A 15,722-nucleotide genomic window follows, 5' to 3' on the forward strand; every position below is an offset into this window, starting at 1 on the left:
GTTTAGCGCCCCAGATAAACGTCAATGACGTCTTGGTTTTGGGTCACGTGATCCAGCGACCCTTCGGCCAGCATCGACCCTTGATGCAACACCGTGACCTTGCAATTCAGCCGGCGGATGAATTCCATGTCGTGTTCGACCACCACCACGGCGCGGGTTTTAGCGGCGCGCACCAGCAATTGCGTGGTGTGTTCGCGCTCTGACGGGGTCATGCCCGCGGCGGGTTCGTCGACCAGTAACAGGCGCGGATCCTGGGCCAACAACATGCCGATTTCCAGCCATTGTTTTTGCCCGTGGCTCAGCGCGCCTGACACCTGATCCAATGCGTCGCTCAGTCCGATTTCGTCGCTGATGGCACGCACGCGGTCTTCTTGATTATTGGCACGGCCCCTGAACAGAACATCCAGCGGGCCACGCAAATCCCTGACGGCCAGAACAATGTTTTCCCGCACAGTTTGTGCCTCGAAAACGGTCGGTTTCTGGAACTTGCGGCCAATCCCTTGCTGGGCAATCTGGCTTTCGTTCATACCGACCAAAGAGATCGAATTTTCACCCCAAATGACGCGGCCCTCGTCGGGTTTGGTTTTGCCGGTCACGATGTCCATGAACGTGGTTTTGCCTGCGCCATTGGGGCCGATCACCGCGCGCAATTCTGGTTCCGCAATTTGGATCGACAGGTTGTTGATCGCTTTGAACCCGTCAAAACTGACGCTGACGCCTGACACTTCGAGCAAGGTATTCATGTCTGATCCTTGTTTTTAGAGGGCAGCAGATCGAACAATCCGCCGATGCCTTTTGGCAGCAACAAAGTGACGGTCACAAAGCCGAGCCCAAGCAAGACCAGCCACCAGTCTGTCCATTTGATTTCGTAAAATCCAAGGTTGATGTCGGGCGCGCTGCCACCGGTGAACCACGACGACAACAGCGACACGACGGCCGCGCCGATCACCGCGCCGTACAGCCGCCCACGCCCGCCAATCGCGACCCAAACCGCCAGATAGATCGACGCGATGGGCGCAATTTCGGCTGGGTTGATGATGCCTGCTTGGGGGTAGTACAGCACGCCTGCGATCCCTGCGACCATCGCCGTGAGGGTGAACACAAACAGTTTGTAGCTTTCGACGTGGTAGCCGAGAAACCGCACGCGGGCCTCATTGTCGCGCACCGCGCGGATCACCGATCCGAATTTGCCCGAGGTGACCCAAGCGAACAAAACATAGCCCGCGCCCAGCGCAATTGCAGAGGCCCAAAAGAACCACAGCGACAACGTGGCTTGGGGTGTTGATTGAAATCCGGGGATGTTTTGCAGCCCCGACAACCCGTTGTTGCCGCGCAGGCCAGTGTCGTTCTGAAAGAAATACAGCGCCAATGCCAAAGTCATCGCTTGGGTCAAGATCGACAGGTAAACACCTGTGACGCGGCTGCGAAATGCCAACCACCCAAAGACCAAAGCCAACAGCCCCGGCACCACCACTGCCGCCAAAAGTTGTAGTGGCAAGGAGTGCGAGAACGCCCAGATCATCGGGAATTCGGAACTGCCGACAACGCCGAATATTTGCCCGCCCACCGCGCTGGTGATTTCATCCGGTGTTGGCGGGATCACGCTGGACGCCAGTGACGTTTCGACAAGGGCGCGCGTGCGTTCATACATCAGCCACATGCCGATGGCGTAACCGCCGATGCCGAAAAACGCGAAGTGCCCAAGGCTTAGGATGCCGCAATATCCCCACACCACGTCCATCGCGATTGCGACCAGACAAAGGCACAATGTTTTGCCCAGTGTTTTCAGAAAAGACGTTGAAACGACGGTGGCCCCTGTGGCCTCGCTCAGCACTGTGACGGCCACGGTAAAGACGGCCAGCGACAACAAGAACCACAACACAGACGGGTTTCGGGCGATGAATGTGCGCTGCATGGTCAGTCTCCTGCTGCGCGGCCTTTGAGGGCGACAATGCCCTTTGGCCGGAATTGAATGAACAGAATGACAAACAGAATAATGTAGGCCTGCGCCGCTAACGTGTTGGAAGGATTGAGCCATTCAATGCCTTTTTGCCCGAACCCGATCAGAACAGCGCCCGCAAGCGTGCCCCAGACATTCCCGACGCCGCCAACAACAACGGTCATAAAGCTTTGAACGATGTAATCGGACCCCATTTCCGAGGTCACCTTGGCGTACAACCCGATCGACACCCCCGCGATGCCGGCAATGCCCGACCCCAACCCAAAGGTCAGCATGTTGATGCGGTCCGGATTGATCCCCATCGAGGCCGCCATGCCAGAGTTTTGCGTGACCGCCCGCACCTCAAGCCCGAGGCGCGTGCGTTTCAGAATGTACAGGATCAGCCCCAAAAAGATCAGCGCCAACACAAAGATCGCGATGCGGATGTAACTGATCTGGATCACGTCATTCATCACCCACGCGCCGGCCAGCCATTCGGGCGAGGTCAAAGGTCGTGCTTGGGTTCCAAAGATGTTCTTGGCCAATTGTTGCAAGGCCACCGAAATGCCGAATGTCGCCAAAAGCGTCTCAAGGGGGCGATTGTACAGCCACCTGATCACCAACCTCTCCATCACGACGCCGGCCAAGAATGTAACGGCAAAGGCGACGGGCAGCGCCACGATGATCGAGACGGTGTAATTCGGGATAATCTGTTGCACCACGTAACCGGTGTAGGCCCCCATCATGATGAATTCGCCGTGCGCCATGTTGATCACGCCCATGACCCCGAACGTGATCGCAAGACCGATGGCGGCCAGAAAAAAAATCGAGGCCAGCGACAGCGCATCAAGCGTCAGATCGATGGTTTGGGCCGTGGCCACCCGCGTTTCAACCGAGGCCAATGCCGTTTCAGCAGCGGTCGTGATGATCGGGTCATCTTCTTTATACAGCTCGAAAAACACATGATCGCTCAAGATTTCGGCGCGCTGATCTGCACTCAGCAACGCGGGGACCAGCCCCTGATCCACAAGGGCCGCGTAGGCTTTGATCCGCGCCGCAGGGTCTGACAACTGCGCCAGCGGCAGGCCCCCAACGCGCCCCTCGACGATATGTGCGACGAGCGTTTGACGCATGTCGTTCGGGCTCACTAGGGGCGCGGCAAGGTTTGCGGCGACCAGTTCTAGATAGGCCGCATCAGGATTGGCATTCGGATCACGGATGCGCGCAATGTTTCCATCAGGCGTCGTTGTCGCAACACCAGTAGTGCGGCCAAGGATCTGGTTCAAAACCGCGCGCGCCTCGACCGAGGTGCCCCCTGCCAAACTGTCGATTGCAGATATCCGGTCTGCTGGTTCATCGGCAAATCGGGCGGTCAGGAAATTGGCCAATTGCGTTTTGCGGGCTTTCAGATCGGGATCAACCTCGCCCCCAATCGAGGCTGTAAGGGGGGCAAGTTGGCTGGCGTCAGGACGGCGCGCAATCGAGGCAACCGCGGTTTGGCGGCGGATCAGATCGGGATCAGACAGTTGAAATTGCACCAATGCCGTTGCGATCAAACGTCGAACGCCGCCATTTGGCTTTAGCTGCTTGAAACTGCTTTTGTCGCCTGTGCCGGTTTCGTCGGTTTCCAGATCGCTCCAGGTCAGTGTTTGCCCCGCTGCCGCCCCTTGAACAAACCGCCCGTCGCTGCGTTGCCAGATGTTCTTCTGCGCCCATTGCTCAAGAAAAACCGGGACTTCGGGTACCCCAGACGTCGCCAGACTGTTCAGAACCTCGCCCACAGATCCGCGCGACGGTTTGGCCAATTCGGCAGAATAGGTTTGAAGCAAAGGTTGGAGGTCTTGCGCCGGTGCAGCAACGACACTGCACAGAAACAACACGCAAGCAGACATAAAGCGGCGCATATTTATCTTTCAGGGATCAAAAAATGACCGGCGCAGAGATCAAAAGATCGCCCCCGCGCCGGTCGGTCAGGTTAGTAATTCGACGTCAATTGCACGCAGGTCGCGGTTTGGGTGTTGTACATACCGCAGCCCAGTTCCTTCCAATCCGATTTCAGAATGGAGGACGCGGGCAGGAAATCAGTCCACGCGTCACCGGGCACTTCGCTGGTTTGGCTGACAATATCGAACTGGCCGTCTGCAGTGATTTCACCGATCAACACCGGCTTGGCCAAGTGGTGGTTTGGCAACATCACGGCTGTGCCGCCGGTCAGGTTCGGGAATTCTTGACCGTACATTGCTGCGCGCACCGCATCCACGTCAGTTGATCCCGCATCCGTCGCCGCGTTCACCCACATGTTGAACCCGATGTAGTGGGCCTCCATCGGGTCGTTGGTGACGCGTTCGTCGCCTGCAAACGCTTTCCACGCCGCAATGAAATCTGTGTTTGCGTCACTTTCGGCGGATTGGAAATAATTCCACGCGGCAAGGTGACCGACAAGGTTGGTTGTGTCCAAACCGGACAGTTCTTCTTCGCCAACCGAAAAGGCCACGACCGGAATATCATCTGCCGAAATGCCAGCTGCCGCCAGTTCTTTGTAAAAACCGATGTTGGCATCGCCGTTGATGGTCGAAATCACGCCAACCTGTTTGCCGTCTTCGCCCAGCGCCACGACGTCTGCGACGATTGTGGCCCAGTCAGAGTGACCAAACGGCGTGTAGTTCACAAAAATATCGTCGGCGGCAATGCCGTTGTCTTTCAGGTATTGTTCCAGAATGTTGTTGGTCGTGCGCGGATAGACGTAATCCGTTCCCAACAGCGCGAATTTTTCGACGCCCAGTTCTTCGAGAAAATAATTCACGGCAGGAATTGCCTGCTGATTAGGCGCAGCCCCGGTGTAAAACACGTTTTTAGAGCTTTCTTCGCCTTCATATTGCACAGGATAGAAAAGCAAACCGTTCAATTCTTCGATGACCGGCAGCACCGATTTGCGCGACACGGATGTCCAGTTGCCAAAGATGACATCGACGTCATGGACGCTCAAAAGCTCGCGGGCTTTTTCTGCAAACAGCGGCCAGTCAGATGCCGGGTCCACCACGACAGCCTCGAGTTGACAGCCCAGAACACCGCCGGCCGCATTTTGCTGCTCGATCAGCATCAGCATCGTGTCTTTCAGTGTCGTTTCAGAAATGGCCATGGTGCCCGACAGCGAATGCAAAACGCCAACTTTAATGGGTGTTGCGCACTCAGCAAGTGCGGCACCGGCGGTGACAGACAGCGCCAGAGCGGACAGAGACGTGAGTAAAGTGTTACGAATGGTCAAAGGAAAACCCCCTAGGTTCCACTGCGCTCTTGGCCTTTTGGGTGCTGGGCAACCATAGGTCAGAGTGATAGTCAGGGACCGCAGCTTTGTTGTTGCAGCCTTGCGAGGGTCGTTATCTGCCAGGATTGCACCCTCGCTTGGCATTGAAGTGCCCCGAGCGGGACACTCGAAAACTTCGATTTATTGCGCGCGAAACGAAAGCTGTCGGCGGGTGTCGCGATGGTGAAAAACACGGTTGTGCTGATTTTTTCATCGCTGATCCAAGGGTTGCCCAAAACAACCGCACAGAAATATTTCTGCGCGCGCAAGATTGCGCCGATGGTCTGGTCGGTTCGGATTAAAGGTGGACCGGTTTGGTTCAATCGCGTTTCATCGTGACAGCTTGGTCAAGCAGTTGAAAATAGGGAGTTATCTGATTGGAACCGGACATGGCTTGCGATCCCGAGGACATATCCCATTTCGATCTTGGGTCCGGTGTTTCGCGCTGGCTTGTCATTGATTTCATGCGCTTTGCACGCCATGCCCACTGTCACACGCCCTGCCCGACACCTAAAACTGTGCGCGCTTTAATTTCCGACTAAATTTGTCAGGTTGACAATTCTTATGGTTTTAGTCAGAATTAAATCTCGTCAAGCCACCCCGAATCTTACGCAGGGCAAGCCCGACACGTGGAACATGTGAGGACTTCCCGAATGCAAGATTCTGACAAGACATCAAAGCGGCCAAAAGCCGATTACCGCACGGCCCCCTGTACACACGCGCTGGCGCTTGACCTACTGGCATCAGAAGCAAACCCCGAAGGGTTATGTGTGGAATGGGTGCTTGAACGCGCTCAAACAGTCGAAAGGCATGCATCATGAGCTTTCACACCGCACGCCCGAAAATGGTGTCAGAGACGGTGCCACAAACCAATGTTTTGCCCACTTATTTGGCCAAAGACCTGACGGATGGCGGCGATCTTGCCCGTATCGTTCTGGACGAGCAAACCTACACCCTGCGCATCACGCGGGCCGGCAAATTGATCCTGACAAAATGACCGATGCACAGTCAAAACGCGGCGGTGCAGCTGTTGGTTTCATCACCGATCTGGACGGGCTTCAGGCTGCAACGGTGATTTACTTGCGCATGTGGAACAATGGGCCGGATGGTCAAACCAACGTCTGGAACGACTTTGCGTCAGGCCTTGGGGTGGTTCAGGGCAAAAAGGCGCTGCAATCCTTCGAAGACTTATGCCGGTTTTGCACCGACCATGGACGCAGGCCGCTAATGCGCCATGGGATCGATTGCAAATGCCTTGGCTCGGACGAAGCCTGTTTCGCGAATTTCATCGCAACAGCGGCCACAGGCGAGCGTGAAGACGCGCTGTTGATCGCGACACTGTTGGTGCGTCCTGATGTGGCCCCGTTGATTGTGGCCCTTGCCACTGATTTCGGGCTGGCGTTGAAGCGGATGAACCTATGCGCCCCTAAGGATTTAGGTCTAGCGGTTGCCCCGACGCGCCCGGCGAACACGACCCTTCACTAAAGGGGCGGCCACCCCCCTGTTTTGGAACCAAACCATACGAAATATGGTTGGTTCCATCAGAAAAACTATCGCTCGCCCGCCCAAGCCCATTGATTTTTAAAATCCAATGCGCGTATTCCGAGATGAATTGATACAATTTGTTTCGTAATGAGGGTAATTTGATGAAGCTGAGCCTAAAACAGCTCCAGGCGTTCTTGTGGGTGGCCGACCTTGGCAGTTTTCGCAAAGCCGCCGACCGGTTGAACACCACGCAGCCGAATATCTCGTCACGGATATCGCTGTTAGAAGCGCAGCTGAACACGTCGCTGATGGACCGTGATGCCGGGTCAGTTCGATTGACGCCAAAGGGGCTGCAATTGTTGGATCACACGCGCAAAGTCCTGCGCGCGGTGGATGATTTGGTTGATGCATCCGGCGAAACCGATCTGATTGACGGCACCCTGCGTCTTGGCGTTACCGAAATGATTGTGCACACATGGCTTAGCCAGTTCCTGAAGGTGCTCAGCGACACTTACCCCAAATTGCACGTCGAACTGACCGTCGATCTGTCTGTGAACCTAGAGGCGGAATTGGCCGCGCGTAGCATTGATCTGGCGCTGCAAAACGGCCCCTTTAACCGGCATGTCACGGGCGAGCACGCGTTGGGCAATTATCCTCTGGTTTGGGTGGCCTCGCGCACTTTGGGGCTGCACGACATCGACACACCCGGCGTCGAGCATTTGGCCAAACACCCGATCCTGACCCATGCCCGCGACACGCAATTGTTTTTCGAAACCTCGACGCATTTTGATCAACACAAAGGGATAAACGCGCGCCTTGTCCCCTCTAGCAATCTGGCCGCCTGTTTGCACATGACGCTGAATGCGATGGGCGTGGCCACCCTGCCCGCTGCGATGGTGGCTTTGGAATTGGCAAAAGGTGATCTGGTGCAAATCGACTACAACTGGCATCCAAAGCCGCTTGAATTTTACGCCCGTTTTGATGCCGCACGTGCACCGCTGTATGTACAAGACGCCGCCCAAATTGCCCGATCGATTGCGCAATCGTTTGCCACAGCTTAGCGCGCCGCGATCAATCAATTAAATTTATCCTATTCATCGAATTTAAAAATTTGCCCTGATCCAACATCAGGCATTAGGCTGATCCCAAAGACACATTCTTTTTAGGGATATGCGATCAGCATGGGCAAAGATTCAATTCGTATGGGCGTTGATATCGGCGGCACGTTCACCGACGTGGTGCTCGAGGTCGACGGAGCCACGTTTTCAACCAAGGTTCTGACAACCTACATCGCGCCCGAAAACGCGATCATTGATGGCATGCATCAAGTCTGCGCCAAAGCTGGCGTGACACCCAACGACGTGGGCCAGATCATTCACGGCACGACGTTGGCCACCAATGCGCTGATCGAACGGCGTGGTGCCAAGACGGCCCTGATTACCACCAACGGTTTTCGTGATGTCATCGAAATGCGCACCGAAAGCAGGTTTGAGCAATACGACCTGAACCTTGAACTGCCCGAGCCACTGCTACCCCGCCAAAGCCGTTTCACGGTGACCGAACGCATGGATGCCACCGGCGCTGTGCTGATTGCGCTGGACCGGTCCGAGGTCGAAACCTTGGTCGATCAAATCGCCGCGGCAGGCTATCAAAGCATCGCGGTCGGGCTGATCCATTCCTACTTGAACCCCGCCCACGAACAAATGGTGCGCGATGTGATCGAGGCCAAGATGCCGGATGCGATGGTGTCCCTGTCGTGCGAAGTGTCGCCGCAGATGCGCGAATATGAACGCTTCAACACCGTTGTTGCGAACGCCTACATCAAGCCGTTGATGAAGTCCTATCTGGGGCGCCTCAAGGGCCGGCTCGAGGACGAAGGCGCGACCTGCTCTGTGTTTTTGATGCACTCGGGCGGCGGCATTATTTCGATCGAAAGTGCGGCGGATTTCCCCGTTCGGTTGGTCGAATCCGGTCCTGCGGGCGGTGCGGTTTTTGCCGCCAACATCGCGGCGCGCTACGGTCTTGATAAAGTTCTAAGCTTTGACATGGGCGGCACCACCGCCAAAATTTGCCTGATCAAAAACCAGACTCCAAAAACGTCGCGCGTGTTCGAAGTGGCGCGCACCTATCGTTTCAAAAAAGGCTCTGGCATGCCCATCTCGATCCCTGTGATTGACATGGTTGAAATCGGCGCAGGCGGTGGATCGCTCGCGCATGTCGATGCCATGCGCCAAATCCGCGTGGGACCAGAAAGTGCCGGATCAGAACCCGGCCCTGCCTGTTATGGTCGTGGTGGCGAAAAGCCCGCAGTCACGGACGCCGATCTGGTTTTGGGAAAACTGGACCCCGACAATTTCGCCGGTGGTTCGATCCAGTTGCACGAAAAAGACAGCCGCGCGGCACTCGAAAATGTGCTTGGCAAAACGCTGGACATGGACGCACGCACGGCGGCGTTTGGTTTGGCCGAAGTTGTCGATGAAAACATGGCCAACGCCGCACGCGTCCATGCGGTTGAAAACGGCGAGGACCTGTCCAACTACACCATGATCGCCTTTGGCGGCGCGGCCCCCCTGCACGCCGCGCGCCTGTGTGAAAAGCTGGGTATTGATCGCTGCCTGATCCCGCCAGGTGCCGGTGTTGGCTCTGCCATCGGATTTCTGCGCGCGCCGTTCAGCTTTGAGGCGAACCGTTCTGCCTACATGACCCTTGGCTCGTTTGACACAGGCGCGATCACAACCCTGCTCAGCGATCTTCAGCAGGAATCAACGGCCTTTGTGCGCAATTGCGATGCCACCTGCGAGATCTTGTCAGAGTTCAAAGTCTACATGCGCTACACCGGTCAAGGCTGGGAAATCCCGATCATCTTGACCCAAGACCAGGCGATGAACCCCGACGCGGCCACGTTCCTGAAACTGTTCGAGGCGGATTACGCCAAGTTATTCGGCCGCACCGTTGAGGGCCTTGATATTGAAATCACCGTCTGGTCGGTCAACGCCACAACCCCACCAGAACAGGTCGCCCGTGTCGCACAAAACAGCGACAGCAGCGTTGCGGTGATTGACGGCAAATGCAGCTTTTTTGATGCCGCAAAGGCCGAATTTGTGTCCGCCTATCGCCATGATCGCGTCAACATGAAACCCGGATCAACAGCCGCAGGCCCCATCATCATCACCGAAGACGAGACAACAATTATTGTGCCCAGCAGCCGCAACACGCTGTGCCAACCCGACGGCTGCATCGACATGACCGCCAAAAAGGAAACGCCATGACACACTCAAACGTCGCCTACCAAGTCATGTGGAACCGGTTGATTTCGGTCGTCGAAGAACAGGCCCAAGCCCTTGTGCGAACAGCGTTTTCTACGTCTGTGCGCGAGGCAGGTGATCTATCCGCGGGCGTTTATGACACGGATGGCCAAATGCTGGCCCAAGCTGTCACAGGTACGCCGGGACACGTCAATGCGATGGCGGACGCGGTTGGGCATTTCATCCGCCGGATCGGGCGCGGCAACATCTTTGAGGGCGACGTGTACATCACCAACGACCCTTGGGAGGGCACCGGCCACTTGCACGACATCACCGTTGTCACGCCGTCGTTTCACAAGGGCGCGCTGGCGGGGTTCTTTGCCTGCACAGCCCATATTGTCGACATCGGCGGGCGCGGTTTTGGTGCGGATGCGGCCAGCGTCTATGAGGAAGGTTTGTACATTCCGATCATGAAACTGGCAGAGCGCGGCGCGGTTGATCAAACGTTGATCCGCATCGTGCGCGGCAATGTGCGTGAACCTGATCAATTGGTCGGCGACATCTACGCGTTGACCACCTGCAATGAAATCGGTCACCGCCGCCTGATCGAAATGATGGAGGAATTCGCGCTTGATGACCTGAACGGCATCGGCGATTTCATCCTCGAAAATTCGCGCCGCGCCACGCTGGAGCGGATCAATGCGCTGACACCCGGCCAAGCGACCGGCGAAATGACCGTCGATGGCTTTGCCGCCCCGATCACTTTGAAGGTCAAGCTGAGCATCGAAAAAGACCGCATCCTGTCGGATTTCGCAGGCTCTTCGGGTCTCGACAAAAAGGGCATCAACTGCCCGCTGGTCTACGCCAAAGCCTACGCGTGCTACGCTTTAAAATGTGCGATCGCGCCAGAAATTCCGAACAACGCGGCATCGCTGGCACCGTTTGAAATCAGCGCGCCGGAAAACACAATCGTCAACGCATTGCACCCGGCCCCTGTGGCGTTGCGCCATATCGTGGGCCACTTTGTGCCTGACACGATCTATGCAGCGCTCGACAAATTACTGCCCAACACGGTCCCTGCCGAAGGGGCTGGCTGCTTGTGCAACTTTCAGGTGTCATTGCGACCGCGCACCGATGCCCCTGCCCCGCCAAATGCGCGCCGCGCCGAGGTTTTGACGTTCAATTCGGGCGGCGCAGGGGCCCGCCCCGCTGTTGACGGGCTGAATGCGACGGCCTTTCCATCAGGCGTGATGACCATGCCAATCGAGGCCACAGAACACACCGGTCCCGTCATCATCTGGCGCAAAGAACTGCGCCCTGACAGCGGTGGTGCCGGCCAATTCCGAGGCGGATTGGGCCAGTACATGGAGGTCGGCGCCCGCGAAGGTCATGAATTTGATTTCCAAGCGATGTTTGACCGTGTCGATCACCCTGCCCGCGGCCGCATGGGCGGTCAAAATGGCGCACCCACAACCATCGCCCAGGACGATGGCCACGAAATGCAGGGCAAAGGCAAACAGTTCGTCGCACACGGACGACGTGTCATGCTCGCCTTTCCGGGCGGTGCTGGCTACGGCGACCCTGCCTTGCGCGATCCCGAGCTGGTAAAACGGGATTTGGCGCGCGGTTATATCTCTGCCAAGGTCGCAAAAGATGACTACGGCCTGACCGATGCAACAATCAAAAACGTGCTGGACGCAGTGCAAAACGGGGAGAACGTCTGATGCAGACTCCAAAACAAACTTCATACGATGTGGTCATCGTCGGCGGCGCAATGTTGGGCTCATCCGTGGCATGGTTCACGGCCTCCAACCCGGATTTTGACGGCAAAATTCTGGTGGTCGAAAAGGACCCGAGCTACGAATTCACCTCGACCGTGCACACCAATTCCTGCATGCGCCAGCAGTTTTCAAACGAAGTGAACATCCGTGTCAGCCAGTTTGCCGCCGAGTTCGTCAAGAATTTCCGCGACTTTATGGGCGGTGACGCACGCGTGCCGCAACCCGTGTTGCAAAGCTACGGCTACATGTATCTGGCCGACAATGACGATTTTGCGCAGACTCTAAAAGAAGCGCAACAGATCCAACAAATCCTTGGCGCGGGCACCAAACACATGAGCCGCGACGAGATCGCCCGCGATTATCCATTCTACCATCTCGACGACATTGTCGGGGCCAACCACAACCTCAAGGACGAAGGTTATTTCGACGGCAACACCCTGTTTGACTGGTGGAAACGATCAGCACGCGAGCACGGCGTCGAATACCTGACCAACGAAGTTGTCGCGATGACCAAATCCGCAGACGGCACCCGCGTCCAAAGCGTCACTTTGGCGTCGGGCGACGTGGTGTCATGCGGCACGGTTGTGAACTGCTCTGGGCCACGCGCCGCACGTACCGCCAAAATGGCGGGCATCGATATTCCCGTGGAACCGCGCAAGCGCTACACCTTTATCTTTGACGCCGCAGAACCGCTCGATCGTGATCTGCCGCTGACGATTGACCCATCCGGCGTGCACATGCGGTCCGAGGGGACGTATTATCTGGCCGGATGCCCACCCGATGATGACCCCGCCGTCGATTTTGATGACTTTGTGCAGGACCATTCCATCTGGGAGGAAAAAGTCTGGCCAATCATCGCCACCCGCGTGCCTGCGTTCGAGCGGGTCAAGCTGATCAATTCGTGGGCGGGGCATTATGCATTCAACACGCTTGATCAAAATGCAATCATCGGGCCGCATACAAAAGTCAGTAACTTTCTGTTTGTGAACGGTTTCTCGGGGCATGGGTTCCAGCAATCGCCTGCCATGGGACGTGGAATTTCCGAACAGATCATCTACGGCGAATATCGTGCGCTTGATCTGTCGCCCTTTGGCTATGGCCGCATTGAACGGGGTGAAAAATTCGTTGAAAAGGCTGTGATCTGATGCAGCTTAAGCCAAACCCGTTCACCCACGCGATCGCAAAAGGCACCAAACAGATCGGGCTGTGGTGCAGCCTGTCGTCCAACTTTGCCGCCGAAGTCGTCGCCCCGACAGGCTACGACTGGGTGCTGGTCGACATGGAACATTCGCCCAATGATCTGAATTCGGTCATGGCGCAATTGCAGGTGTTTGCCGACAGCGACACCACGGCGATTGTGCGCCCCGATTGGAACGATACCGTCGCGATCAAACGCTTGTTGGACGCGGGCGCACAGGGCCTGCTGATCCCGATGGTTCAATCGGTTGAAGAGGCCGAAAAAGCCGTCGCGGCCACCCGCTATCCGCCCCACGGTGTGCGCGGTGTTTCAGGATCGACACGGGCCAATAAATTCGGGCGGGTGACGGATTATTTTGCGAAAATTCAGGCAGAAACCACCCTGATTTTGCAGCTAGAAACCCAAGCCGCTGTCGCACAAGCCGTTGAGATCGGAACCATCGACGGTGTCTCTGGTATCTTTTTTGGCCCCGCAGATATCGCGGCTGACATGGGGCTGTTGGGCAAACCGATGGACGCCGCCGTTTGGGATTTGATCATGCCTGCTGCGCGCGCGTTGATGGCCCAAGGCGTGCCCGTTGGCACCTTGGTCATGGACCCGGTTTTTGCCGCAAAACTGCTGAACGAAGGTTTCACATTTGTGGCCTGCGGGTCGGACACAGGCTTGCTCGCCAAAGCCTCGGACGCTCTGTACGCGCAAGTCAAAGGCGACATCGCGTGATCTATGCCGCAACGCGCCTAAACGTCGTTCAGCCCAGCGCATCAGCCGCCGTGAGCCAAAATGCCAAAGCGCTTAAGGCTGCGGGTCACGACGTCATTGATCTTGGCTTGGGCGAGCCCGATTTCGACACCCCCGCCCACATTGTCGAGGGCGCGTTTGCCGCGGCCAAAGCCGGCGACACACGCTATCCCCCGACGGATGGCACCGCAGCCCTGAAATCAGCCGTTTGCGAAAAATTCAAACGTGACAACGGGTTAGAATTTGCCGCACGTGAAATCATTGTCTCGAACGGGGCCAAACAGGTGATCTTTGATGCCTTCATGGCAACCCTCGAACCGCAATCAGAAGTCATCCTGTGCGCCCCCTACTTTGGCCAGTACAAAGACATGGTTTTGATCCTTGGCGGCGCGCCAGTGGTCGTGAAATGCCCCGCAGAAACCGGGTTTCGCCTGACACCAGACATGCTCGCGGCGGCGATTACGCCGAACACCAAATGGCTGTTGTTGAACCTGCCGTCAAACCCGTCTGGCGCGTCGTATGACGGTGATCAACTGCGTGCGTTGGGTGACGTTATTCGCGCCAATCCGCATGTTTTGGTGATGGCGGATGAAATCTACGAACACATCACGTTTGACAGCACACCTTTCACCTCGTTTCTGACCGCCAACCCCGATCTGCGTGATCAGGTTTTGATCGTGAACGGCGTGTCCAAAGCCTATGCAATGACCGGCTGGCGCATCGGATACGGTGCCGGCCCTGCGGGTTTGATCAAGGCAATGACCACGGTGCAAAGCCAAATTTCGTCTGGCGCATGTTCGATCGCACAGGCCGGCGCAACCGTTGCCCTGAACGGCCCACAGACCGAAGTTTCGCGGTTTTGCGCAGCCTTTGAGGCGCGCCGCGATTTGGTTGTGAACCGGGTCGCGGACATCGAGGGCCTGACGCTGGCCCCTCCTGACGGCGCATTTTACGCCTACATCGGGTGCGCGGACTACATCGGCGCAACGGCCCCGGACGGCAGCGAAATTTCTGACGACATTGCCTTTACGGCCTACCTGCTGAGCGAGGCCAAGATCGCCGCAGTCCCAGGCAGCGCCTATGACTTGTCGCCATTTTTCCGCATCTCGACCGCCACAACCGAAGCCATTTTGAACACCGCCATGGACCGCATCACGACCGCCTTGGCCAAGCTGACACCCAAAGGGAAACTCACATGAAGAAAATCGTTTTAACCGGCGCCGCAGGGCGTCTTGGATCCTACTTGCGCGAACCGCTGAGCAAGCTGGCGGACACGCTGGTATCGACGGATTTGGCCGAAAACGTCGGGACGCTGTATGACGGCGAAACCTACGTCAAAGCCGATCTTACCAGCTTGGATGCGATGATCGACGTGTTGCAAGGCGCTGATATGGTTGTGCATTTTGGTGCCTACGGTGACGAGGCCTCCTTTGACACCATCCTTGGCCCCAACATCATCGGGGCCTACAACGTTTGGGAAGCCGCCCATCGCAATGGCGTGCGCCGCGTCGTTTATGCCTCGTCCATCCATGCGGTCGGCATGCACCCGAAAAACGAATTCATCGGCACAGATGCGCCGCACCGCCCCGACACATTCTACGGTCTGGCCAAGTGTTTTTCCGAAGACCTCGCATCGCTGTATTGGGACAAGCGTGGCATCGAATCCGTCTGCATGCGCATCCTTTCAGCCGCCAACGTCGGCAACCCGCGCGCTGTTGGCAGCTGGCTGTCGTATGACGACCTGATCCAGCTGGTCACCCGCGCCATCGACACGCCGGTCACGGGATTTACCGTCGTTTACGGCGTTTCCAACAACGACCGCGCGCCAGTGGACAACGCCAAGGCCAGTTTTCTGGGCTATCGCCCCAAGGACAACGCAGAACAGGTCGCGGCAGAGGTGTTTGCCGAGGGCGGCGTTCTGGACCCGCAAGACCCCGGAAACATGTGCCACGGCGGGCCATTTGCGTCCGTCGAGCTGGGCAATTCAGGTGTTGCGACAATGAACATCGTCAACGACACCAAGAAAACATAA

Annotated in this window: 14 protein-coding genes; 10 read left to right on the forward strand and 4 right to left on the reverse strand. The window is 56.9% G+C overall.

Annotation, left to right across the window (positions count from 1 at the left end; genetic code table 11):
* Positions 1–2: 2 nt before the first annotated feature.
* The 4 genes from urtD to urtA all read right to left on the reverse strand — a co-directional run bounded on the left by urtD (position 3) and on the right by urtA (position 5,204).
* Positions 3–743, reverse strand: coding sequence for an urea ABC transporter ATP-binding protein UrtD (gene urtD / locus ACFIO0_RS09595; RefSeq protein WP_390915118.1), 741 nt, complete (start codon positions 741–743; stop codon positions 3–5).
* A complete protein-coding gene (gene urtC, locus ACFIO0_RS09600) occupies positions 740–1,915 on the reverse strand; it encodes an urea ABC transporter permease subunit UrtC (RefSeq protein WP_390915119.1) in 1,176 nt (391 codons plus the stop codon). Before urtC ends, urtD begins: the two co-directional genes overlap by 4 nt.
* Before the next feature lie 2 nt (positions 1,916–1,917).
* Positions 1,918–3,843: an urea ABC transporter permease subunit UrtB gene (gene urtB, locus ACFIO0_RS09605; protein WP_390915120.1), complete on the reverse strand. Its 1,926-nt coding sequence runs from the start codon at positions 3,841–3,843 to the stop codon at positions 1,918–1,920.
* 71 nt (positions 3,844–3,914) lie between these two features.
* Complete coding sequence (gene urtA, locus ACFIO0_RS09610; RefSeq protein WP_390915121.1) at positions 3,915–5,204, reverse strand: urea ABC transporter substrate-binding protein; 1,290 nt, start codon at positions 5,202–5,204, stop codon at positions 3,915–3,917.
* A gap of 183 nt (positions 5,205–5,387) precedes the next feature.
* Here urtA and ACFIO0_RS09615 point away from each other — a divergent pair, with 183 nt between their 5' ends.
* The 10 genes from ACFIO0_RS09615 to ACFIO0_RS09660 all read left to right on the forward strand — a co-directional run bounded on the left by ACFIO0_RS09615 (position 5,388) and on the right by ACFIO0_RS09660 (position 15,722).
* Positions 5,388–5,582, forward strand: a complete 195-nt coding sequence (locus tag ACFIO0_RS09615; RefSeq protein ID WP_390915122.1) for a hypothetical protein — start codon at positions 5,388–5,390, stop codon at positions 5,580–5,582.
* Between the two features lie 478 nt (positions 5,583–6,060).
* Positions 6,061–6,240: a hemin uptake protein HemP gene (hemP, locus tag ACFIO0_RS09620; protein WP_390915123.1), complete on the forward strand. Its 180-nt coding sequence runs from the start codon at positions 6,061–6,063 to the stop codon at positions 6,238–6,240.
* Positions 6,237–6,728, forward strand: a complete 492-nt coding sequence (locus tag ACFIO0_RS09625) for a hypothetical protein (RefSeq protein WP_390915124.1) — start codon at positions 6,237–6,239, stop codon at positions 6,726–6,728. Before hemP ends, ACFIO0_RS09625 begins: the two co-directional genes overlap by 4 nt.
* Positions 6,729–6,889: 161 nt before the next feature.
* Positions 6,890–7,789, forward strand: coding sequence for a LysR substrate-binding domain-containing protein (locus ACFIO0_RS09630; protein WP_390915125.1), 900 nt, complete (start codon positions 6,890–6,892; stop codon positions 7,787–7,789).
* A gap of 120 nt (positions 7,790–7,909) precedes the next feature.
* Positions 7,910–9,997, forward strand: coding sequence for a hydantoinase/oxoprolinase family protein (locus ACFIO0_RS09635; protein WP_390915126.1), 2,088 nt, complete (start codon positions 7,910–7,912; stop codon positions 9,995–9,997).
* Complete coding sequence (locus ACFIO0_RS09640) at positions 9,994–11,697, forward strand: hydantoinase B/oxoprolinase family protein (protein ID WP_390915127.1); 1,704 nt, start codon at positions 9,994–9,996, stop codon at positions 11,695–11,697. The genes ACFIO0_RS09635 and ACFIO0_RS09640 overlap by 4 nt, the downstream gene beginning before the upstream one ends.
* Positions 11,697–12,899 carry an FAD-dependent oxidoreductase gene (locus tag ACFIO0_RS09645; RefSeq protein ID WP_390915128.1) on the forward strand — a complete coding sequence of 401 codons (1,203 nt, stop codon included), beginning with the start codon at positions 11,697–11,699 and terminating at the stop codon, positions 12,897–12,899. The genes ACFIO0_RS09640 and ACFIO0_RS09645 overlap by 1 nt, the downstream gene beginning before the upstream one ends.
* A complete protein-coding gene (locus ACFIO0_RS09650) occupies positions 12,899–13,672 on the forward strand; it encodes an aldolase/citrate lyase family protein (protein WP_390915129.1) in 774 nt (257 codons plus the stop codon). The genes ACFIO0_RS09645 and ACFIO0_RS09650 overlap by 1 nt, the downstream gene beginning before the upstream one ends.
* On the forward strand, positions 13,669–14,889 hold the full coding sequence (locus tag ACFIO0_RS09655) for an aminotransferase class I/II-fold pyridoxal phosphate-dependent enzyme (protein ID WP_390915130.1): 1,221 nt from the start codon (positions 13,669–13,671) through the stop codon (positions 14,887–14,889). The genes ACFIO0_RS09650 and ACFIO0_RS09655 overlap by 4 nt, the downstream gene beginning before the upstream one ends.
* The gene (locus ACFIO0_RS09660) at positions 14,886–15,722 is read left to right on the forward strand and encodes an NAD-dependent epimerase/dehydratase family protein (protein ID WP_390915131.1); all 837 of its coding nucleotides are present in this window, start codon (positions 14,886–14,888) and stop codon (positions 15,720–15,722) included. The genes ACFIO0_RS09655 and ACFIO0_RS09660 overlap by 4 nt, the downstream gene beginning before the upstream one ends.

The organism is Pseudosulfitobacter sp. SM2401, from assembly GCF_042932805.1.
In the GTDB taxonomy this organism is placed as follows: Bacteria; Pseudomonadota; Alphaproteobacteria; order Rhodobacterales; family Rhodobacteraceae; genus Ascidiaceihabitans.

Coding starts and splice junctions, on each gene's coding strand:
- urtD (WP_390915118.1), bottom strand. CDS start 743: ATGAATACCTTGCTCGAAGTGTCAGGCGTCAGCGTCAGTTTTGACGGG.
- ACFIO0_RS09650 (WP_390915129.1), top strand. CDS start 12,899: ATGCAGCTTAAGCCAAACCCGTTCACCCACGCGATCGCAAAAGGCACC.
- ACFIO0_RS09625 (WP_390915124.1), top strand. CDS start 6,237: ATGACCGATGCACAGTCAAAACGCGGCGGTGCAGCTGTTGGTTTCATC.
- hemP (WP_390915123.1), top strand. CDS start 6,061: ATGAGCTTTCACACCGCACGCCCGAAAATGGTGTCAGAGACGGTGCCA.
- ACFIO0_RS09630 (WP_390915125.1), top strand. CDS start 6,890: ATGAAGCTGAGCCTAAAACAGCTCCAGGCGTTCTTGTGGGTGGCCGAC.
- ACFIO0_RS09660 (WP_390915131.1), top strand. CDS start 14,886: ATGAAGAAAATCGTTTTAACCGGCGCCGCAGGGCGTCTTGGATCCTAC.
- urtB (WP_390915120.1), bottom strand. CDS start 3,843: ATGCGCCGCTTTATGTCTGCTTGCGTGTTGTTTCTGTGCAGTGTCGTT.
- ACFIO0_RS09645 (WP_390915128.1), top strand. CDS start 11,697: ATGCAGACTCCAAAACAAACTTCATACGATGTGGTCATCGTCGGCGGC.
- ACFIO0_RS09635 (WP_390915126.1), top strand. CDS start 7,910: ATGGGCAAAGATTCAATTCGTATGGGCGTTGATATCGGCGGCACGTTC.
- ACFIO0_RS09640 (WP_390915127.1), top strand. CDS start 9,994: ATGACACACTCAAACGTCGCCTACCAAGTCATGTGGAACCGGTTGATT.
- urtC (WP_390915119.1), bottom strand. CDS start 1,915: ATGCAGCGCACATTCATCGCCCGAAACCCGTCTGTGTTGTGGTTCTTG.